This window comes from Vibrio sp. 704 (genome assembly GCF_033339295.1).
In genome coordinates this window covers 1-21,602 of sequence record NZ_JAWOUH010000033.1, presented here as the reverse complement: position 1 = coordinate 21,602, position 21,602 = coordinate 1, and the positions used below count along the sequence as shown (strand labels likewise).

The following is a 21,602-nucleotide window of genomic DNA, read 5'->3' as shown; positions in this document are numbered from 1 at the left end:
TTATAAGATTAAGGATTTTCATATGCGAGTTTTAATCATTGGTTCAGGCGGTCGTGAACATGCGCTAGGCTGGAAAGCAGCGCAAAACCCAAATGTTGAGACTATTTTCATTGCTCCAGGCAACGCAGGTACAGCACTAGAGCCAAAACTAGAGAACGTAAACATCGATGTAGAAGACATCGCTGGCCTTGTTGCTTTCGCCAAAGAGAAGGCGATTGAACTGACTATCGTTGGCCCAGAAGCACCGCTGGTTATTGGTGTGGTGGATGCGTTCCGCGAAGCGGGCTTACCAATCTTTGGTCCTACCCAAGCCGCAGCGCAGCTTGAAGGCTCTAAAGCGTTTACTAAAGACTTCCTTGCTCGTCACCAAATCCCAACCGGTGCCTACGCAAACTTCACAGAAATTGAACCAGCGCTTGCTTACGTGCGTGAGCAAGGTGCACCGATCGTGGTGAAAGCCGACGGCCTTGCTGCTGGTAAAGGCGTGATTGTGGCAATGACGCTAGAAGAAGCGGAAGACGCAATCAAAGACATGCTAGCAGGCAACGCATTTGGTGATGCTGGTAGTCGTGTCGTTATCGAAGAATTCCTAGATGGTGAAGAAGCAAGCTTCATCGTGATGGTGGATGGTGAGAACGTTCTACCAATGGCCACCAGCCAAGACCACAAACGCGTAGGCGACAAAGATACTGGTCCTAACACCGGTGGCATGGGTGCATATTCTCCTGCTCCAGTGGTGACACAAGAAATCCATAACCGCATTATGGAAGAAGTGATTTACCCAACGGTACGTGGCATGGCCGCTGAAGGTAACCCTTACACTGGTTTCCTATACGCGGGTCTGATGATCGACAAAGACGGCACTCCGAAAGTAATCGAGTACAACTGCCGCTTCGGTGATCCTGAGACACAACCTATCATGATGCGCATGGAATCGGATCTTGTTGATCTGTGTCTAGCGGCAATCGACGAGAAACTGGATCAAGCGGAATCGAAGTGGGATCCACGAGCATCGATTGGTATCGTGCTAGCAGCCGGTGGTTATCCAGCAGCGTACAACAAAGGCGACGTTATTTCGGGTCTGCCACAAGTTGAAATTGAAGGCGAAAAAGTCTTCCATGCTGGTACAGGTAACAAAGATGGCGACATCGTGACAAACGGTGGTCGTGTTCTTTGTGCAACCGCACTTGGCAACAGCGTATCAGAAGCGCAGCAGCGTGCTTACGAGCTTGCAAAACAGATCAGTTGGGATGGCATGTTCCATCGCAACGACATCGGCTACCGTGCAATTGCACGTGAGCAAGACAAATAAAAACAACATAAGTTGGCTCAAAAAACAAAAGGCGCACTCAGCGCCTTTTTTTATTGTTCTTGTTCGACAGAATTCGAAGCAATGTTTATTCAGAGATCAACTTTGGCCGAGAAACACAATCAAAGTCATCGTCATTGAGCATCAACAGTTCATCGACCATTGCTTTGTTTCGTGACTGCTTGCCGACAAAAGCCACATAACTGTCTACCGATGAGAGACGCTCGATAATAAATTTTGGCAGCGTCTGATTAAACTCGAGTGTCGAGAACACCTTACCTTTGCAGGTTTCAAACGATTGACCATTCCAATAACCTTGAATAAGGCTCTGATTGTTACGAGACTGCGCCTTAACCGATGCCACTACGTCATTCGCTTCTGCTTTGTAGCGCTCTAATTGGTCATGCTGGAGTGGTAAGACTTTACGGTTAACACGATATTGTTGGTAAACCGCTTCGCCATCTTTATTGAAACGGATGTGGATTTGAAAAGGCACCAACTCTTGTTTGGTATCAACTTGCTCGCCTTTTCGAATCAACTCTCGCAACTCACCTTCATCCCAGCGATAATCACTCTTGAACCAACCATTGTCCCCCATAGTCACATAATCAGCCGCCGTACTCACACGAGTGAGTTTCTCTGTCATCCAGTACAAGCTGCTAGCATCTCCCGCAACTTTACCACCAGAAAAATGCGTGAATTGTTCTAAATTAGGAGTTTCAACCGATGAACAGCCAAAAAGGGTAAGGCTAGATAGGAGAAGTGAAGTGAGTAGATGTTTTTTCATGAAATTGCACCGAGGCAGGATACCTCGGTGCATTCTAACTTAGTTTACTGATTCTTTCAGCGCTTTACCTGCTACGAATGCTGGTACGTTAGCTGCTGCGATTTGAATCTCGTCACCAGTCTTAGGGTTACGACCAGTACGTGCAGCGCGGTGGTTTACTTTGAATGTACCAAAACCAATTAGTTGAACTTGGTCACCCTCTTTAAGTGCGCCAGTTACACCATCAAGAGTCGCTTCAAGAGCAGCTTTTGCTTGTGCTTTTGATAGGTCTGCTTTCTCTGCGATAAAGTCGATTAATTGGGTCTTGTTCATTAGGTTTCCCTTCTCATAGGTTATCGAATTCGTCTCACTCTAAAACATAAATGCCCCATCTGGCAAAGGTTTGTAAGCGATCTTTCGATTTTCTGACGTACTTTTAGCCATAATATGAGTAATAACTCACAATTTGTTACCACATACCCCCTGAAAACCCTTGCTTTCCAAGGTATTTGGACCAATTTATAAGTCACTTTTGCGGTTATAATAGCTGCAAATAACCACTATCAAACTACATTCAAGGGCAACTATGCTGCTGTTATCCATTTATATCTCTATTGCAATCGGCATTTCGTTTATCTGTTCGGTGCTGGAGGCGGTACTGCTGAGTATCAGTCCGAGCTACATTGCGCAGCTCAATCAACAGGGGCATCCCGCAGCTGGGCAATTGGCTAAGCTGAAATCAGATATCGACCGACCACTGGCATCTATTCTGACTTTAAACACCATCGCTCACACGATCGGCGCGGCCACTGCTGGTGCACAAGCTGCGGTTGTATTTGGTAGCGAAGCATTAGGTATCTTTTCGGCAGTGCTGACATTGGCGATCTTAGTGCTTTCAGAAATCGTACCGAAGACGATTGGCGCGACCTACTGGCGCCAGTTGGCACCCGCTGCCGCGGTCGCATTGCGTTGGATGGTATGGGCGCTTACACCCTTTGTTTGGTTCTCAGAGCAAATCACCAAGCGTCTTGCTCGTAACCACGAAGCTCCAAAGATGCGTGATGAGCTGTCTGCAATGGCGATTCTGGCACGTGAAAGCGGTGAGTTTGCCGAGGGTGAATCAAAAATCTTAAGCAACTTGCTTGGCATCCAAGATGTACCCGTAACGCAGGTTATGACGCCACGACCAGTAGTATTCCGTGTCGATGCCACAATGACCATCAATGAGTTCCTAGAAAAACACAAAGATACGCCTTTCTCACGCCCATTGGTTTACAGCGAGCAGAAAGATAACATCATTGGTTTTGTGCATCGCCTTGAGTTGTTCAAACTACAACAATCAGGTTGTGGACAGAAACAGTTGGGAGCAATCATGCGCCCAATTCAAGTGGTGCTAAACAATACCACTTTACCTAAAGTATTCGACCAGATGATGACTCATCGCTTACAGCTGGCACTTGTTGTTGATGAATACGGTACCGTGCTAGGTTTGGTAACGTTGGAAGATATTTTTGAACACCTCGTAGGCGAGGAGATCATCGACGAAGCAGATAAAAGCACTGACATGCAGGAGCTGGCTTACCAACGCTGGGAAAGCTGGAAAGAAATGCACGGCGTAATCGAAAGCCGCGATGACGATGAAGAAGATAATGAGCCGGAGAAGCAGGATAAAGAGCCAGAAGCTCAAGAGCCACCGAAATCCGACTCGAAAGAATCGTAATCAGCATTAGGTATAACAGCTTAAACGCACAAACAAAAAAGGCATCCAGTTAGGATGCCTTTTTCTATTTATTCAACGATTAAAGTGCAATACCGATGTTGCTCACACCTTCTTCACGTAGCTCTTCACGCAAATCTTTAATCAAGCTGATGTCACGTTCTACCGCTTCACGCAGCGGACGGAAGATAGCCCACTGGACGTCCCACTCTTCACATACGGCTTCGTTTTCTTTCTGGTTGTCGTTGGTGATTGGCTCTGCACCTTGCGCTTGCTCTAGGTCAGCAACGGTTTGTACCGACTGTTGGCTCACTTTAAGCATTGAATCGAAAAGGTAGTCGCGATCCAATAGACCATGCAGTAACGTAGACAAACCCTGACACGCGTCCATCGCTGGGTAAACGCCGTAAAAATCGAACTCATCCGCACTTGGGAACAATTCTTCTAACTTCTCTAATTGGCGTTCGAAGTTAATTTTCGCGTTCTTAACTGTCAAAATTTCCCATACACTATCAAGAATCGCTCGGTAAGCACGCGGGTCAGCAAATTCTGTATTCTCACAAAACATCGCATAGTTTGGATACATGCGTTCACACAGACACGCCATAAAGGTAATTTGTTGCCAAGGTTCTAGTTTTTCTAAACGAACCTGAAGAGGATTCTTAAGCATAGTCACTCAATCATTGAAGAAAAAAACAGCGAAAGTGTACTTGATTCATCACAGGGAAAAAAGTTAATGCCGCATTCAAATCAGATTTTCCTGCTCTCAGAGCATCGCGACACCTACAAAACGTTACTGGCAGAGAAAAATCTGCCCGATCTTTGCCTCACCGACCAACCAGAAGCCGCTCAGATCGTACTAGCGGATCCACCCTTACTATCACAAAGCTTAGACGAGTTTTCACAGCTTGAATGGGTACAATCCACGTTTGCTGGTGTCAACGCCTTAACATCCCCTAGCCTTCGTCAGGACTATACTCTAACTAACGTTCGAGGCATCTTTGGTCCACTGATTGCTGAATATGTTTTGGGTTACAGTATTGCCCATTACCGCCACTTTGCCCGATACCACCAGCAGCAACAAAACAAACAATGGCAGCCTCACCTGTACACGTCATTAAAAAGTAAAACCATGGTAATTCTTGGTACCGGTAGCATTGGGGGCTATCTGGGCAACGCCGCTAAAGCAATGGGGATAAAAACTATCGGTATTAACCGCACAGGTATCCCTACTCCAGGCGGCGAGTTTCATCAGACCTTTCATATCAATGAACTAAGTAAGGCATTTGAGCAAGCCGACATCGTTGTGAATACTCTACCAAGTACACCTGAGACGCGACAGTTACTTAATCGTCAAACGCTCAGCCAACTAAATCAGGCGTTATTGTTTAACGTAGGTCGTGGCGACGTACTGGATGAGGCAGGGTTGCTCTTCGCTCTGAAAAACCGTTGGGTAGAACACGCCTTCTTAGATGTGTTTGATCAAGAACCGTTGTCGGTAGAGCATCCATTTTGGAAACTACCGCAAGTCACCATCACTCCACACATTGCTGCGCTGAGTTTTCCCGAGCAAGTCATCGAGATTTTTGCTGACAACTATCTACGCTGGCGCGATGGGTTTTCATTAAATTATCAAGTGGATTTCGAAAAGGGTTACTAAGAATGTCGTTAGACGAGCTATTGCAGCAAGTGAGGGCCTGCCAGATCTGCGCGGATAACTTACCTTTGGGTGCAAACCCTGTCGTGCAAGCAGCAAAAGGGGCACGCATCCTAATCATCGGTCAGGCCCCTGGCACACGTGTACACAAAACCTCGATACCTTGGAATGACCCAAGTGGTGATCGATTACGCCAATGGCTCGATATCGACAAAGACGTTTTCTACGACCCAAATAAAATTGCCATTGTCCCAATGGGATTCTGTTATCCAGGCAAAGGGAACTCTGGTGATTTACCGCCTCGTAAAGAATGTGCGCCCACTTGGCATAAAAAGATTCTTGAGCAGCTGCCCAATATAGAGCTCACTCTACTAATTGGTCAGTACTCGCAGCAGTACTATCTCACCAACAAACCAAAGACGCTCACGCAAACCGTTCAGCAATGGCAAGATTGGGAACCGGACTTTATCCCGCTCCCTCACCCATCTCCACGCAATACATTGTGGTTAAAGAAGAATCCTTGGTTTGAATCTGACGTCGTACCATACCTTAAAAAACGCGTTCACTCGATGCTTTAGGTTACCCATGATCTAATTGCTTGTTTATCTGTACAAGAAAATTAGAACATAAAACCAGAAATTATAAGTATTTGTTTATATTAAGTTTTAATGTCTAATGTACAGCTAGAGTAGTAATTAGATCATGGTAGGCCAAATACTACTAGAGCTGTACAGCCTTGAGTCTCAGATAGAAAAAATGAATTTTAGGCAAAAAATACCGGCACTGAATGCCGGCATTTGATTTCAAAAGATCTAACTTACTTGTGGTATGGCTTAGATAGCTCGTGTACCGCTTCCACAAATACGCCCGCGTTTTCTGGCGGCACATCCAAATGGATACCGTGACCTAGGTTGAACACATGACCAGTACCTGCATCACCAAAACCTTCTAGAATACCCGCGACTTCTTCACGGATACGCTCTGGTGAAGCGTAAAGCATTGATGGGTCCATGTTACCTTGCAGCGCCACTTTATCACCGATACGTGCTTTCGCGTCTGCAATGTTGATTGTCCAGTCTAGACCAACCGCATCACAGCCCGTAGCTGCGATTTGCTCAAGCCACATGCCGCCATTCTTAGTAAACAGTGTGACTGGCACGCGACGACCGTCGTTTTCACGAATCAGACCATCTACAATCTTGTGCATGTATTGCAGTGAGAACAGATTGTAATCACGAGGCGTTAGTACGCCACCCCATGTGTCAAATACCATTACCGATTGCGCACCCGCTTTAATTTGCGCGTTTAAGTACTCGATAACGCTGTCTGCCAGCTTATCTAGAAGTAGGTGCAGAGTTTGTGGTTCCGCGTACATCATCTTCTTGATCTTGGTAAACGCTTTAGAGCTACCACCTTCGATCATGTACGTCGCAAGAGTCCAAGGACTACCAGAAAAACCAATCAGCGGCACTTCACCCTTCAGGTCTTTACGGATCTGGCGTACTGCGTTCATTACGTATTGCAGTTCACCTTCAGGATCTGGCAAACCAATTTTTTCCACGTCGGCTTTGCATGTAATTGGGTTATCAAAAACAGGTCCTTCACCCGCAGCAAAACGCAAACCAAGCCCCATTGCATCTGGAATCGTTAAGATGTCCGAGAATAAGATCGCGGCATCAAGAGGAAAACGGCGTAATGGTTGAAGTGTCACTTCGGATGCTAATTCTGCATTTCGACACAAAGACATGAAATCACCCGCTTCTGCACGAGTCGCTTTGTATTCTGGTAGGTAACGACCTGCCTGGCGCATCATCCATACTGGCGTGTAATCTACCGGCTCTTTTAAAAGCGCACGCAGATAACGATCATTTTTTAATTCAGTCATTCCGTAATTCCAACTGTTAGGCTTTCTGTGAAAGGGGGTATTCTATCACTGATTTAAGTCCAATAGCTGTGTGCTTTGCAACCTGGATCAAGTTATTAACTTTTAAATCAATGCTTAATTTGCACCCAATCGGTATCAGTGTTAAAAATTTGTTCGCTAGCGAAAACTACAATTATAAACTGAGTACTTAGTACTCAGCATCTCATAACGACATCTTACTTACCCCCTCCCTCTCGGAGGGTTTTTTTTATCTATTTATCAGACAATTAGAGTCTATATCTTTCAGCGTTTGTTCGATAAGTGCTCTTGCAATCGTTCCTTTAGGCGCAACAGGCGGCATCTCGTCGATACCAAACCATTGTGCATCAGACAGCTCAGTGTAGTCTGGGCTTAACTCTCCGGATTCATAGTCAGCTAAAAACCCCATCATCATACTGGATGGGAAAGCCCAAGGCTGGCTGCCAAAGTAGCGAATATTTTTAACGAGAATTCCCGTTTCTTCATGAATTTCTCGAGCCACGCACTCTTCTAATGTCTCACCGACTTCTAGAAAACCCGCAATAACCGTATACATACCATTTCGATGCCTTGGATGTTGGGCTAATAAGATCTGATTTTCTTTACGTACAGCAACGATAATACACGGAAATATTCTAGGATAATGAAGGGTGCGACATTCACCACACTGCATGGCTAACTGGTTATTATTAAGAAAGTTTCTTCCTCCGCACTGTGGACAAAAGCGCAAACTTTGCGTCATGTGCCCATATTGCACAGCTTTACTTAACAACATAAATAATGGCTCAGGAAAATGCAGGCAGTCACGCAGGGATACTAAAGGTAGATCATGCTCTAAATCGGCCAAGTTAAGCCACATGACGGGCGAACCAGAATACTCACCAATGGGTCTTGCACTCGTTACTGGCAGTGATAACTGCTCTGCAGACCCGAAGGGCACAGCACCATCCACCAGCCAAATTTCACTTCCTGCAACAACACACCAGTATGCATTTATCGCGCGGTTAACATCACCTTTTCTTAACATTACACCATCCCTTTGCTTGAAGTTCGTTCATTTTACTGGCAATCTAATTTCATACTAGAGTTTATCGTTAAGTAAATGTGCACTCTAAATTCTAGTAAGGACAAGAGTTTGTAATAACTTTACTAACTTTGCTTTGCAAAGGATACGTTCGCCGATGGGCGATCAGATCATGAGGGCATGGTCATGCTAAGAAAATTCAAACAAACACAAGACCAGTGGGGTGGCTCAAGTGATGTCATTGATCACTGGTTAGAGACACGACAATCCCTGATTGTTGAATATTGTAAGCTTGCAGCGCTGCAACCTTGTTCGAAAACCAATGTTATTGAACTCCCATCTCCTTCCGAACTGCAGGATTTCTGTCAGCACCTCGTTGATTACATCTCCGAAGGCCACTTTAAAATTTATGACATGGTTATGGACCGTTGGAAAGCAACCGGCTTTGTCGTGACTAATGAGATCAATCAAACCTATGGTCAAATTGTTCTAACGACTGAACCATTATTGAACTTTAACGATAAGTACTCAGAAGTGACTGAAGATGATGAATTAAATGATTTCGATTCTGATATGTGTATCATTGGGGAAATTCTTGAGACTCGCTTTGAAGTCGAGGACTATCTGATACAGCAAATCGCAGAAAGCCTGTCTATGCCACCTGGAGCTTAGTATTTGCAAACATTCAGAAATAGAGTGAGAGAAAAGACTGACGATCATCGTCGGTCTTTTTTGTTTCTAGCTTTATCGAAAATCCCACCGGAAGAACAAAGCAGTATAAAAAACTAAAAAGGCACCCGAAGGTGCCTTTTTCTTAAGCTTTTAACGATTACTCGTTATATGACTTACTCTTCAGAAGAGAAACCAGCGTTTAGAAGTGCCGCTAGGTTATCCGTTGCTTGCTCAGCAGAAGGACCATCTTGCGCTTCAGAACGTTTAGCTTGACGCTCTTGGTGGTATGCGAAACCAGTACCAGCTGGGATCAGACGACCAACAATTACGTTCTCTTTCAGACCACGTAGGTCATCACGCTTACCAGAAACCGCAGCTTCTGTTAGTACGCGAGTTGTCTCCTGGAACGATGCCGCAGAGATGAACGACTCAGTCGCTAGAGATGCTTTAGTAATACCTAGTAGTTCACGTTCGAAACGTGCAGGCTCTTTGCCTTCAGCTTCTAGGTTACGGTTAGCAATCTTAACTTGTGAGTATTCAATCTGCTCACCAGGTAGGAACTCAGAGTCACCAGAGTGAGTAATAGTACACTTACGTAGCATCTGACGAACGATAGTTTCAATGTGCTTATCGTTAATCTTAACGCCTTGTAGACGGTAAACTTCCTGTACTTCGTTAGCAATGTACTGCGTTACCGCGTGTACGCCACGTAGACGTAGGATGTCATGTGGAGACTCTGGACCATCTGCGATCACGTCACCACGTTCAACTTTTTCACCTTCGAATACGTTCAACTGACGATGCTTAGGAATCATCTCTTCGTAAGCTTCACCGCTTTCACGTGTGATCACTAGGCGACGTTTACCTTTCGTCTCTTTACCAAAGCTCACAGTACCTGTGTGCTCAGCAAGGATTGCAGGCTCTTTCGGCTTACGTGCTTCAAATAGGTCAGCAACTCGTGGAAGACCACCGGTGATATCTTTGTTACCGCCAGACTTCTGAGGAATACGTGCTAGTGTTGCACCAACACCTACTGCTGCGCCATCTTCGATGTTCACAATCGCTTTACCAGGTAGGAAGTAGTGAGCTGGCATATCAGTACCAGGGATCATTACATCGTTACCTTGCTCGTCAACAAGTTTGATAGCTGGACGCATATCTTTACCTGCTGAAGGGCGAGCTGCTGGGTCAGTTACTTCGCTTGAAGATAGACCAGTTAAGTCATCCGTTTGACGAGATACTGTTACGCCGTCGATCATATCTACGAACTGGATGCGACCTGCTACCTCAGTAATGATAGGTAGTGTGTGCGCTTCCCAGTTTGCAACTGTTTCGCCAGCTTGAACTGTATCACCATCGCCTTTGCTTAGTAGCGTACCGTAAGGCAGTTTGTGCTTCTCTTTAGTACGACCAAACTCATCAACGATAGTTAACTCTGTCGCACGAGAAGTGATAACGATCTTACCGTCATCAGCCAATACAGATTTAGCGTTGTGTAGCTTGATAGAACCGTTGTTCTTAACTTGAACACTGTTCTCTGCCGCTGCTGTCGATGCCGCACCACCGATGTGGAACGTACGCATCGTTAGCTGTGTACCTGGCTCACCGATAGACTGAGCAGCAATAACACCCACTGCTTCACCTTGGTTCACTAGGTGACCACGTGCTAGGTCACGACCGTAACATTGTGCACAACAACCGAAGTCAGAATCACACGTTACTACAGAGCGCACTTTCATGCTGTCTACTGAGTTCTCTTCCATGATTTGACACCACTTCTCATCGATCAGGGTGTTACGTGGAATAAGAACGTCTTCAGTGCCAGGTTTTAGTACGTCTTCAGCAACAACACGACCAAGAGCAAGCTCAGAAAGTGCAACTTTAACATCACCACCCTCGATGTGAGGCATCATGTCGACACCTTCGTGAGTGCCACAGTCATGTTCAGTTACAACAACGTCTTGAGCAACGTCTACTAGACGACGAGTTAGGTAACCCGAGTTCGCTGTTTTCAGTGCCGTATCCGCAAGACCCTTACGAGCACCGTGCGTTGAGATAAAGTACTGAAGTACGTTTAGACCTTCTTTAAAGTTCGCTGTGATCGGCGTTTCGATGATTGAACCATCTGGACGCGCCATCAGACCACGCATACCCGCAAGCTGACGAATCTGTGCTGCAGAACCACGAGCGCCCGAGTCCGCCATCATATAGATGCTGTTGAATGACTCTTGCTGTTCCTCTTCACCGTCACGGTTAACTACCGTTTCAGATGAAAGGTTTTCCATCATTGCTTTCGCAACACGGTCGTTGGTCGATGCCCAGATATCGATAACTTTGTTGTAGCGTTCGCCCGCAGTAACAAGACCTGATTGGTACTGTTCCTGGATTTCACGTACTTCTTCTTCCGCTTCTGCGATTTCAGTGTACTTAGCTGCTGGTACAACCATATCGTCGATACCAACAGATACACCAGAAAGTGCCGCGTATGCGAAACCTGTGTACATGATTTGGTCAGCGAAGATTACTGTGTCTTTCAGACCTAGTTTACGGTACGCCTCGTTAAGTAGGTTAGAGATTTGCTTCTTACCTAGCTTTTGGTTAACGATGCTGTACGGTAGACCAGCTGGCACGATTTGCCATAGCATTGCACGACCAACAGTGGTGTCTACCATCTTGGTTTCTGTAGTGCTGTTGCCGTCTTCGTCTACAACAGTTTCTGTAATACGTACTTTAACGCGTGCGTGAAGCTCAGCTTGTTTAGTGCGGTATGCTTTCTCAGCCTCTTCTGGGCCAGAAAGGTACATGCCTTCACCTTTCACGTTGATCTTTTCACGAGTCATGTAGTACAGACCCAATACAACGTCCTGAGAAGGTACGATGATCGGATCACCTGACGCTGGCGACAGAATGTTGTTTGTCGACATCATCAGAGTACGAGCTTCAAGTTGTGCCTCTAGAGTTAGAGGTACGTGAACCGCCATTTGGTCACCATCGAAGTCCGCGTTGTACGCCGCACAAACAAGTGGGTGTAGCTGAATCGCTTTACCTTCGATCAGTACTGGTTCGAACGCCTGGATACCTAGACGGTGAAGTGTCGGTGCACGGTTCAATAGTACTGGATGTTCACGGATTACTTCGTCTAGGATATCCCAAACGACCGCTTCTTCACGCTCTACCATTTTCTTAGCAGCTTTGATTGTAGTCGCAAGACCACGAGTCTCTAGCTTGCTGTAGATAAATGGTTTGAATAGCTCAAGTGCCATCTTCTTAGGAAGACCACACTGGTGTAGACGAAGGTATGGACCTACTGTGATTACAGAACGGCCAGAGTAGTCTACACGTTTACCTAGAAGGTTCTGACGGAAACGACCTTGTTTACCCTTGATCATATCAGCAAGAGATTTCAGAGGACGCTTGTTAGAACCTGTGATCGCACGACCACGACGACCGTTATCTAGTAGCGCATCAACAGACTCTTGCAGCATACGTTTTTCGTTACGTACGATGATGTCCGGAGCAGCTAGCTCTAGAAGACGCTTCAAACGGTTGTTACGGTTGATCACACGACGGTATAGATCGTTAAGATCAGAAGTCGCAAAGCGACCGCCATCTAGAGGTACTAGAGGACGTAGATCTGGCGGAAGTACTGGAAGTACAGTTAGGATCATCCACTCAGGGTTGTTACCCGATGCGATGAACGCTTCTACCAGCTTAAGACGCTTAGTTACTTTCTTACGCTTAGTTTCAGAGTTTGTTGTCTCTAACTCTTCACGCATTTGTTCTGCTTCAGCGTGCATATCCATAGAACCTAGTAGGTCCTTGATAGCTTCCGCACCCATCTTAGCAGTGAACTCGTCGCCCCACTCTTCTAGACGATCTAGATACTCTTCTTCAGTAAGCATCTGACCTTTTTCTAGATCAGTCATACCAGGCTCTGTTACTACGTACATTTCGAAGTACAGAACGCGTTCGATATCACGTAGAGGGATATCCATTAGTAGACCGATACGAGACGGTAGCGATTTTAGGAACCAGATGTGAGCTACTGGTGAAGCCAGTTCAATGTGGCCCATACGGTCACGACGAACTTTAGTTTGTGTAACTTCTACACCACACTTCTCACAGATAACACCACGGTGCTTCAGGCGCTTGTACTTACCACAAAGACATTCGTAGTCTTTAACTGGACCAAAGATACGCGCACAGAACAGACCATCGCGTTCAGGTTTGAACGTACGATAGTTGATCGTTTCAGGTTTTTTAACTTCACCGAAAGACCATGAACGGATCATGTCTGGTGAAGATAGACCGATTTTGATTGCATCAAATTCTTCGGTCTTATGCTGTGCTTTTAGAAAGTTTAATAAGTCTTTCACAATCAGCTCCTGTAAGGAGTTAAAAGGAGCTCACTTGCTAAAGTGAGCACCTTCTTCCAAATAATCGCTTTGATTCTCTCGACTTTCATCAAGAGAGAAAAGGATTACTCTTCGTCTTCTAGCTCGATGTTGATACCTAGCGAGCGGATCTCTTTCAACAGTACGTTGAACGATTCTGGCATGCCAGGTTCCATGCTGTGGTTACCGTCTACGATGTTCTTGTACATCTTAGTACGGCCGTTAACGTCATCCGACTTAACCGTTAGCATTTCTTGTAGCGTGTAAGCAGCACCGTATGCTTCTAGTGCCCATACTTCCATCTCACCGAAACGCTGACCACCGAACTGAGCTTTACCACCTAGTGGCTGCTGAGTTACTAGGCTGTACGAACCAGTTGAACGAGCGTGCATCTTGTCATCAACAAGGTGGTTCAGTTTCAGCATGTACATGTAACCAACAGTTACAGGACGCTCAAACGCATCACCTGTGCGACCATCAAACAGTGTTAACTGACCTGATGTTGGTAGATCTGCTAGCTCAAGAAGTGCTTTGATTGACTCTTCTGGAGCGCCATCAAATACAGGAGTCGCGATTGGTAGACCGCCACGCAAGTTCTTGATCAGAGTACGTACTTCATCATCAGATAGAGAAGCAATGTCTACTTTCTGGCGAGTGTCGCCTAGATCGTAAACTTTTTGTAGGAACTCGCGGAATTTCGCTAGTTCTTGCTGCTCTTTAACCATCTGGTTGATCTTGTCACCGATACCTTTCGCTGCCAGACCTAAGTGTACTTCTAGGATCTGACCGATGTTCATACGCGAAGGTACACCCAGTGGGTTAAGTACGATGTCTACAGGCTGACCTTTCTCATCGTATGGCATGTCTTCAACAGGGTTGATCTTAGAGATTACACCCTTGTTACCGTGACGACCCGCCATCTTATCACCAGGCTGAATGCGACGTTTAACCGCTAGGTAAACCTTAACGATCTTCAGTACACCAGGTGCTAAATCATCACCTTGAGTGATCTTACGACGCTTAGTTTCGAACTTCTTATCGAAGTCGGCTTTTAGCTCATCCCACTGCTCAGCAAGTTGCTCAAGCTGAGTTTGTAGTGCGTCATCTTCTAGCGTTAGTTCTAGCCACTTCTTACGATCAGTTGTGTCTAGTTTCGCTTCAGAGTAACCGCCTTCAATCAATACAGCTTTAACACGGTTTAGAAGGCCGCCCTCAAGAATCTGGAATTCTTCAGTTAGGTCTTTCTTCGCTTCTTTAAGCTGCATCTGTTCGATTTCAAGCGCACGCTTGTCTTTCTCTACGCCATCGCGAGTAAAGACTTGAACGTCGATGATCGTACCTGATACAGAGTTAGGTACACGTAGTGAAGTATCTTTAACGTCAGATGCTTTTTCACCGAAGATTGCACGTAGTAGCTTCTCTTCAGGCGTTAGCTGAGTTTCACCTTTAGGTGTAACTTTACCAACTAGGATGTCGCCACCCTTAACTTCAGCACCGATGTAAACGATACCTGACTCGTCTAGTTTAGACAGAGCAGACTCACCTACGTTTGGAATATCCGCTGTGATCTCTTCAGAACCAAGCTTAGTATCACGCGCCACACAAGTCAGTTCTTGGATGTGGATAGTCGTGAAACGGTCTTCTTGAACTACGCGCTCAGATACTAAGATCGAGTCTTCGAAGTTGTAACCGTTCCAAGGCATGAACGCGATACGCATGTTTTGACCAAGCGCTAGTTCACCAAGGTCTGTTGAAGGACCATCAGCAAGAACGTCACCGCGTGATACAGGCTCACCTGGCATCACACATGGGCGCTGGTTAATACATGTGTTCTGGTTAGAACGTGTGTATTTAGTCAGGTTGTAGATGTCGATACCAGCTTCACCTGGTACTAGCTCTTCTTCGTTAACTTTAACAACGATACGAGAAGCATCTACTGACTGGATTACACCACCACGTTTAGCAACTGCAGTTACACCTGAGTCAACTGCTACGTTACGTTCAATACCAGTACCAACAAGCGGTTTGTCAGCTTTCAGTGTTGGAACTGCCTGACGTTGCATGTTCGCACCCATCAATGCACGGTTCGCATCATCGTGTTCTAGGAACGGGATAAGCGATGCAGCGATAGATACAACCTGGTTTGTCGCAACGTCCATGTACTGAGCGTGCTCACGAGGGTGTAGACCAGATTCACCTTTCTGACGAGCTGTGATCAGCTCATCTGCAAAAGTACCATCTTCGTTTAGCTTAGCGTTCGCCTGTGCGATAACGAATTGGCCTTCTTCGATTGCAGATAGGTAATCCACTTCGTCTGTTACTACGCCATCTACAACGCGACGGTATGGTGTCTCTAGGAAACCGTACTCGTTACAACGCGCAAACGCAGATAGAGAGTTGATCAGACCGATGTTTGGACCTTCAGGCGTTTCGATAGGACATAGACGACCGTAGTGAGTTACGTGTACGTCACGTACTTCGAAGCCAGCACGTTCACGAGTTAGACCGCCAGGACCCAACGCAGAAATACGACGCTTGTGCGTTACTTCTGATAGCGGGTTGTTTTGGTCCATGAACTGTGAAAGCTGTGAAGAGCCAAAGAATTCTTTAACTGCCGCAGAAATTGGCTTCGCGTTGATCAAGTCTTGAGGCATGATTGCGTCAAGATCGCCTAGGCTTAGACGCTCTTTAACTGCACGCTCAACACGTACTAGACCTACACGGAACTGGTTCTCAGCCATTTCGCCTACAGAACGGATACGACGGTTGCCTAGGTGGTCGATATCGTCCACTTCGCCCTTACCGTTACGGATCGCGATCAGCTTCTTCATCACTTCGATGATATCAGTTTCATCAAGTGTGCCTTGCTCTTGAGCATCTTCACGGCCGATAGAGCTGTTGAACTTCATACGACCAACAGTCGATAGATCGTAACGCTCTTCAGAGAAGAAGAGGCTTTCGAATAGAGCTTCTGCAGCTTCTTTTGTTGGCGGTTCACCAGGGCGCATCATGCGGTAGATTTCTACCAATGCAGAAATACGATCAACCGTGCTGTCGATACGTAGTGTTTCTGACATGAATGGACCGTGGTCTAGATCGTTCGTGAATAGAACTTCTAGCGCTTTGTGGCCAGCCTGAGATAGGTTCGCTAGTGCTTCCAGGCTGATTTCCTGGTTAGCGTTAACAATGATCTCGCCTGTTGCTTCATTGATGTAATCTTTTGATGCAACTTTACCTACGATGTACTCAACTGGTACTTCGATGTGATCAACACCATCTTTTTCTAGCTGGCGGATATGACGAGCTGTTACGCGACGACCTTGCTCAACGTAAACTTTACCATTTGCTTCGATGTCGAATGACGCAGTTTCACCACGTAGACGATCCGGAACTAACTCCATCAATAGAGTTTGGTCTTTCACTTCGAAGTTCACTTTCTCGAAGAAGATATCTAGGATTTCTTCTGTCGACTTACCTAATGCTCGAAGGATGATCGATGCTGGTAGCTTACGACGGCGGTCGATACGAACGTACAAGTTATCCTTAGGATCAAACTCGAAATCAAGCCATGAACCACGGTAAGGAATAACACGTGCGTTGTATAAAACTTTACCTGAAGAGTGGGTCTTACCCTTATCGCTGTCGAAGAACACGCCTGGGCTTCGGTGCAGCTGGGATACGATAACCCTCTCGGTACCGTTGATTACGAAGGTACCATTGTCTGTCATGAGTGGAATTTCACCCATGTAGACTTCTTGTTCTTTAATGTCTTTTACAGTACCTGCTGGCGCGTCTTTATCAAAGATAACTAGGCGTAGTTTTACACGTAGTGGCTTTGAGTAAGTTACACCGCGGATTTGACATTCTTTAACGTCAAAAACTGGCTCACCAAGACGGTAGCTAACGTATTGCAGCTCAGAATTGCCGTTGTAGCTCTGAATCGGGAATACAGAACGGAAAGCGGCTTCAAGACCGTATTGACCTTCAGGATCCTGTTCGATAAATTTGTCGAACGAATCGAGCTGGATCGATAGCAGGTATGGAATGTCCAAAACTTGTGGACGAGTACCAAAGTCCTTACGGATGCGCTTTTTCTCGGTATAAGAGTAAACCATGGGGTTCCTCAGCTCGCTGATAAGTGACCCAAACTGTCCGCCCGCTCCTAGTTACTTAAGGGGGGTAAGGGACAGTGACTAATATAGCTGTTTACTGTAGTGACATTTCATTTCGTAAGAATGAAATGTTTTTTGCATGGATATCAGGCGCTTAAACAGCGGGAAAATTCGCCTATACCCTACAGCGCAAAAAGGCCGGTGGTTAAAAAACCACCAGCCAATTAGCCGTTAGGCTAAGAAACTATGCAATAATTACTTAACAGCAACAGTTGCACCAGCTTCTTCTAGCTGAGCTTTAAGAGCTTCAGCTTCTGCTTTCTCAACACCTTCTTTAAGAGGTGCTGGAGCGCCGTCTACTAGAGCTTTAGCTTCTTTAAGACCTAGGCCAGTTGCGCCACGTACTGCTTTGATTACAGCAACTTTGTTACCGCCAGCAGCTTCTAGGATTACGTCGAATTCAGTTTGCTCAGCAGCAGCTTCGCCTGCAGCAGCGCCGCCAGCTACAACAGCAGCAGCAGCAGAAACACCGAATTTCTCTTCCATTGCTTCGATTAGTTCAACAACTTGCATTACAGACATTTCTGCAACTGCGTCTAGGATTTGCTCGTTAGTAATAGACATAACAATTCTCTTTTAAGTCAACAATAAGTTTATTAAGCAACCAGTAAAAAGCAAGGCTTATGCCGCTGCTTCTTGTTTTTGATCGCGGATAGCTGCGATAGTACGCGCCAGCTTGCCAGCCGAAGCTTCTTTCATGCACATCATTAGGCGTGCAATTGCTTCGTCGTAAGTTGGTAGTGTTGCTAGTACTTCAGCGTCAGTTAAAGCGCCTTCAAATGCAGCAGCTTTGATCTCGAAATCTTTGTTCTCTTTAGCGAAGTCTTTGAAAAGACGCGCTGCAGCACCTGGGTGCTCATTAGAGAATGCGATTAGAGTAGGACCAGTGAAAGTGTCAGTTAGACACTCGTACTCAGTACCTTCAACCGCACGACGAGCAAGAGTGTTACGAACAACTCTCATGTAAACGCCAGCTTCACGAGCTTGTTTACGTAGAGAAGTCATCGCGCCAACTTGAACGCCACGAGAATCAGCTACAACTGCAGAAAGTGCACCACTGGCAGCTTCGTTGACTTCAGCAACAATTGCTTTTTTGTCTTGAAGGTTTAAAGCCATCTTGGATTTACTCCTGGTTGTCGTTACACCACTCACTATCATCACGACAGTGAGAGCTATTGAGGTGCTTCCCCAGAAGAAAGTTAACTATATTACATAGAGCTTTCTGTCAGTTCGGGCACCATCTACGTAGGATAATTAAGTTTGCTTTTACACAAACACCTACGGTCTTGGACGGAGACTGGGTCTTAATTCATTTCGAACTAGGAGACAGTTCAAAGAACCAAAGTTCAGCCCCAACCACAAATATTAGGCGCAAAATTATACACTAATTTTGCGCCTAAGCAAATAAATTATGCTTGAGTGTTCAGGCTAGCCTGATCAACAGCAACACCAGCACCCATAGTAGTAGAGATGCTTACTTTCTTCAGGAAAGTACCTTTCGCTGAAGATGGCTTAGCTTTCTTCAGAGCAACTAGAAGTGCTTCTAGGTTCTCTTTGATCTGCTCAGCAGAGAAGTTTGCTTTACCGATAGTAGTGTGGATGATGCCGTTTTTGTCGTTACGGTAACGAACCTGACCAGCTTTAGCGTTTTTAACTGCTTCAGCAACGTTAGGAGTTACAGTACCAACTTTAGGGTTTGGCATAAGACCGCGAGGACCTAGGATAGTACCTAGTTGACCTACAACGCGCATTGCATCTGGAGAAGCAACAACTACGTCAAAGTTCATTTCGCCTTTCTTAACTTGCTCAGCAAGATCTTCCATACCTACGATGTCTGCGCCAGCTTCTTTAGCTGCTTCAGCGTTAGCACCTTGAGTGAACACTGCAACGCGGATTTCGCGGCCAGTACCGTGAGGTAGTACAGTTGCACCACGTACGTTCTGGTCAGATTTACGAGCATCAATGCCTAGGTTAACAGCAACGTCTACAGACTCAACGAATTTAGCAGTCGCTAGTTCTTGAAGAAGAGCAACAGCTTCGTTGATTTCGTATTCTTTAGTTACGTCAACTTTTTCGCGGATTACGCGCATGCGCTTAGTTAGTTTTGCCATCTTATTAACCCTCTACCACTAGGCCCATTGAACGAGCAGTACCAGCGATAGAACGCTTCATCGCTTCGATGTCAGCACCAGTCATATCAGCAGCTTTAGTTTCTGCGATTTCTTGGATTTGAGCGTCAGTTACAGTACCAACTTTTTCAGTGTTTGGACGACCTGAACCAGACTTAACGCCAGCAGCTTTCTTAAGAAGAACAGCAGCAGGTGGAGTCTTAGTTACGAACGTGAAAGAACGGTCGCTGTATACTGTGATAACTACTGGAGTTGGTAGACCTTTCTCAATAGATTCTGTTTTTGCGTTGAACGCTTTACAGAATTCCATGATGTTCACACCGTGTTGACCTAGTGCAGGACCTACTGGTGGACTAGGGTTAGCCATACCAGCAGCAACTTGTAGCTTGATGTAAGCTTCAACTTTCTTAGCCATGATAATTCCTAAGTTTGGGTACAAACGCTAATCGCGGATCAGCTCCCCGTTTGTGTAAGAAACTTTTTACTTCACTTGAAGTAAAAAGGCGCGAAATTATAGTCATAATCCGCGCCTTATACAACCCTAAAAAGGTGATTTTTTATACTCTTTGACGAAGAGTCTTAGTCCAGCTTTTCAACCTGACCAAATTCAAGCTCAACTGGTGTCGCACGACCAAAGATCGATACAGACACTTTCAGGCGGCTCTTCTCGTAATCCACTTCTTCAACAGTACCGTTGAAGTCAGCAAATGGACCTTCGTTAACACGTACCACTTCACCCGCTTCGTACATTGTACGCGGACGAGGCGCTTCACTCGCTTTCTCAAGACGATTAAGAATCGCGTCAGCCTCTTTATCCGTGATAGGTGCCGGACGGTCTGAGGTACCACCAATGAAGCCCATGACACGCGGCACACTGCGTACTAGGTGCCATGATTCATCGTTCATAATCATCTGAACAAGGACGTAACCTGGGAAGAACTTACGCTCAGATTTGCGACGCTGACCCGCGCGCATTTCCACTACTTCTTCAGTAGGAACCAGTACTTCACCGAATAGCTCTTCCATGCCGTGCATTTTGATATGCTCGCGCAGAGATTGAGCTACACGACCTTCAAATCCAGAGAAGGCTTGAACCACATACCAGCGTTTTTTTGGAGCTTCACTCATGAATAAAAACCCTCTATACCCCAGTTGCTAGAGCTACTAGACGAACCATAATTCCGTCAATACCCCATAGCACTAGAGCCATTACAATACTTACAGCTAAAACGATCAGTGTTGTTTGCATGGTTTCTTGGCGAGTAGGCCAAACAACTTTACGTACTTCCATACGAGATTCTTTTGCAAAACTGATCGCTGCTTTACCTTTAGTCGTTGTTGCTGCAACGCCTAAGGCAGCTGCAATAAGAACAACAACGCCTGCAGCACGAACCACTACAGACATTTCACCATACAGGTAATTACCCACAACAGCGGCAGCTGCCAATACGAAAGCGGCTACCCACTTAAACGTATCTGCTGCGTTTGAGCTATCAGGAGTTTCAGCATTATTTGCTTTCATAAAACCAACCTGTTACAAGTCTTAATATAGACGACAACAACCCCGCTGTTGCAGGGCAAACTCCATATCGCTGAAAAAATCAGCGTACTCTTCTTAAGATTAAGCCTCTTTGCTTAATCTTGCTCTGCGCCCAACCCACTTCTGAACAAGAAAACAGCAAAAATAATGTTGAGTGCAGAAAAAGGGCATCAAATGATGCCCTTTTTGCTACTGGTTCGTCAAATCTAATTCAAGATTTTCCGAAAGCATCGCTAATTCGCTATGAATTAGTCGAAGATCTTAGCAACAACACCAGCACCTACTGTACGGCCACCTTCACGGATCGCGAAACGTAGAC

18 protein-coding genes and 1 pseudogene are annotated in these 21,602 nt (G+C 45.8%); 5 read left to right on the top strand and 14 right to left on the bottom strand.

The features are described from left to right. The first annotated feature begins 22 nt into the window (after nt 1-22). Nucleotides 23-1,312, top strand: a complete 1,290-nt coding sequence (gene purD / locus R7R24_RS23675; RefSeq protein ID WP_053307545.1) for a phosphoribosylamine--glycine ligase — start codon at nt 23-25, stop codon at nt 1,310-1,312. A gap of 85 nt (nt 1,313-1,397) precedes the next feature. Here the strand turns inward: purD and R7R24_RS23670 are convergent, their stop codons facing one another. Both R7R24_RS23670 and hupA read right to left on the bottom strand, forming a co-directional pair. Beyond that, complete coding sequence (locus R7R24_RS23670) at nt 1,398-2,096, bottom strand: DUF1481 domain-containing protein (RefSeq protein ID WP_053307544.1); 699 nt, start codon at nt 2,094-2,096, stop codon at nt 1,398-1,400. Nucleotides 2,097-2,135: 39 nt separating this feature from the next. After that, on the bottom strand, nt 2,136-2,408 hold the full coding sequence (hupA, locus tag R7R24_RS23665; RefSeq protein WP_005382524.1) for a nucleoid-associated protein HU-alpha: 273 nt from the start codon (nt 2,406-2,408) through the stop codon (nt 2,136-2,138). Nucleotides 2,409-2,661: 253 nt separating this feature from the next. Between hupA and R7R24_RS23660 the strand changes: the two genes are divergently transcribed. Further along, nucleotides 2,662-3,795, top strand: a complete 1,134-nt coding sequence (locus R7R24_RS23660; protein ID WP_054579646.1) for a hemolysin family protein — start codon at nt 2,662-2,664, stop codon at nt 3,793-3,795. Nucleotides 3,796-3,874: 79 nt separating this feature from the next. Here the strand turns inward: R7R24_RS23660 and R7R24_RS23655 are convergent, their stop codons facing one another. Then, complete coding sequence (locus tag R7R24_RS23655; protein ID WP_005382520.1) at nt 3,875-4,462, bottom strand: YjaG family protein; 588 nt, start codon at nt 4,460-4,462, stop codon at nt 3,875-3,877. Between the two features lie 66 nt (nt 4,463-4,528). Between R7R24_RS23655 and R7R24_RS23650 the strand changes: the two genes are divergently transcribed. Both R7R24_RS23650 and R7R24_RS23645 read left to right on the top strand, forming a co-directional pair. Further along, nucleotides 4,529-5,452, top strand: a complete 924-nt coding sequence (locus tag R7R24_RS23650) for a D-2-hydroxyacid dehydrogenase (protein WP_005384694.1) — start codon at nt 4,529-4,531, stop codon at nt 5,450-5,452. Nucleotides 5,453-5,454: 2 nt separating this feature from the next. After that, nucleotides 5,455-6,027 carry a uracil-DNA glycosylase family protein gene (locus tag R7R24_RS23645; RefSeq protein ID WP_005382518.1) on the top strand — a complete coding sequence of 191 codons (573 nt, stop codon included), beginning with the start codon at nt 5,455-5,457 and terminating at the stop codon, nt 6,025-6,027. 239 nt (nt 6,028-6,266) lie between these two features. On the opposite strand, the gene hemE is transcribed toward R7R24_RS23645, so the two are convergent. Together hemE and nudC are read right to left on the bottom strand one after the other, a co-directional pair. After that, entirely contained in the window at nt 6,267-7,334 is a 1,068-nt protein-coding gene (gene hemE, locus R7R24_RS23640; protein ID WP_005384692.1) for a uroporphyrinogen decarboxylase, read from the bottom strand. Between the two features lie 247 nt (nt 7,335-7,581). Continuing rightward, nucleotides 7,582-8,379 carry an NAD(+) diphosphatase gene (gene nudC, locus R7R24_RS23635; protein ID WP_005382516.1) on the bottom strand — a complete coding sequence of 266 codons (798 nt, stop codon included), beginning with the start codon at nt 8,377-8,379 and terminating at the stop codon, nt 7,582-7,584. Nucleotides 8,380-8,556: 177 nt separating this feature from the next. On the opposite strand from nudC, the gene R7R24_RS23630 reads away from it, so the two are divergent. Next, a complete protein-coding gene (locus tag R7R24_RS23630; protein WP_047102538.1) occupies nt 8,557-9,048 on the top strand; it encodes an Rsd/AlgQ family anti-sigma factor in 492 nt (163 codons plus the stop codon). A gap of 173 nt (nt 9,049-9,221) precedes the next feature. On the opposite strand, the gene rpoC is transcribed toward R7R24_RS23630, so the two are convergent. The 9 genes and pseudogenes from rpoC to R7R24_RS23585 all read right to left on the bottom strand — a co-directional run. Beyond that, nucleotides 9,222-13,424, bottom strand: a complete 4,203-nt coding sequence (rpoC, locus tag R7R24_RS23625) for a DNA-directed RNA polymerase subunit beta' (protein WP_005382514.1) — start codon at nt 13,422-13,424, stop codon at nt 9,222-9,224. Between the two features lie 104 nt (nt 13,425-13,528). Next, nucleotides 13,529-17,557: a DNA-directed RNA polymerase subunit beta gene (gene rpoB, locus R7R24_RS23620; protein ID WP_005384685.1), complete on the bottom strand. Its 4,029-nt coding sequence runs from the start codon at nt 17,555-17,557 to the stop codon at nt 13,529-13,531. Nucleotides 17,558-17,809: 252 nt separating this feature from the next. Continuing rightward, nucleotides 17,810-18,178, bottom strand: coding sequence for a 50S ribosomal protein L7/L12 (rplL, locus tag R7R24_RS23615; protein ID WP_005382540.1), 369 nt, complete (start codon nt 18,176-18,178; stop codon nt 17,810-17,812). 57 nt (nt 18,179-18,235) lie between these two features. Next, nucleotides 18,236-18,730 carry a 50S ribosomal protein L10 gene (gene rplJ, locus R7R24_RS23610; protein ID WP_005382538.1) on the bottom strand — a complete coding sequence of 165 codons (495 nt, stop codon included), beginning with the start codon at nt 18,728-18,730 and terminating at the stop codon, nt 18,236-18,238. Nucleotides 18,731-19,023: 293 nt separating this feature from the next. Further along, nucleotides 19,024-19,725 (bottom strand): 50S ribosomal protein L1, encoded by a 702-nt coding sequence (gene rplA / locus R7R24_RS23605; RefSeq protein ID WP_005384683.1) that lies wholly within the window; start codon nt 19,723-19,725, stop codon nt 19,024-19,026. 4 nt (nt 19,726-19,729) lie between these two features. Further along, nucleotides 19,730-20,158, bottom strand: coding sequence for a 50S ribosomal protein L11 (rplK, locus tag R7R24_RS23600; protein ID WP_005384682.1), 429 nt, complete (start codon nt 20,156-20,158; stop codon nt 19,730-19,732). Between the two features lie 164 nt (nt 20,159-20,322). Further along, complete coding sequence (gene nusG / locus R7R24_RS23595; protein WP_005384681.1) at nt 20,323-20,871, bottom strand: transcription termination/antitermination protein NusG; 549 nt, start codon at nt 20,869-20,871, stop codon at nt 20,323-20,325. A gap of 13 nt (nt 20,872-20,884) precedes the next feature. Then, nucleotides 20,885-21,265 carry a preprotein translocase subunit SecE gene (secE, locus tag R7R24_RS23590; protein WP_005384680.1) on the bottom strand — a complete coding sequence of 127 codons (381 nt, stop codon included), beginning with the start codon at nt 21,263-21,265 and terminating at the stop codon, nt 20,885-20,887. Between the two features lie 266 nt (nt 21,266-21,531). Next, nucleotides 21,532-21,602, bottom strand: a pseudogene (locus R7R24_RS23585) (elongation factor Tu); the annotation flags it as partial.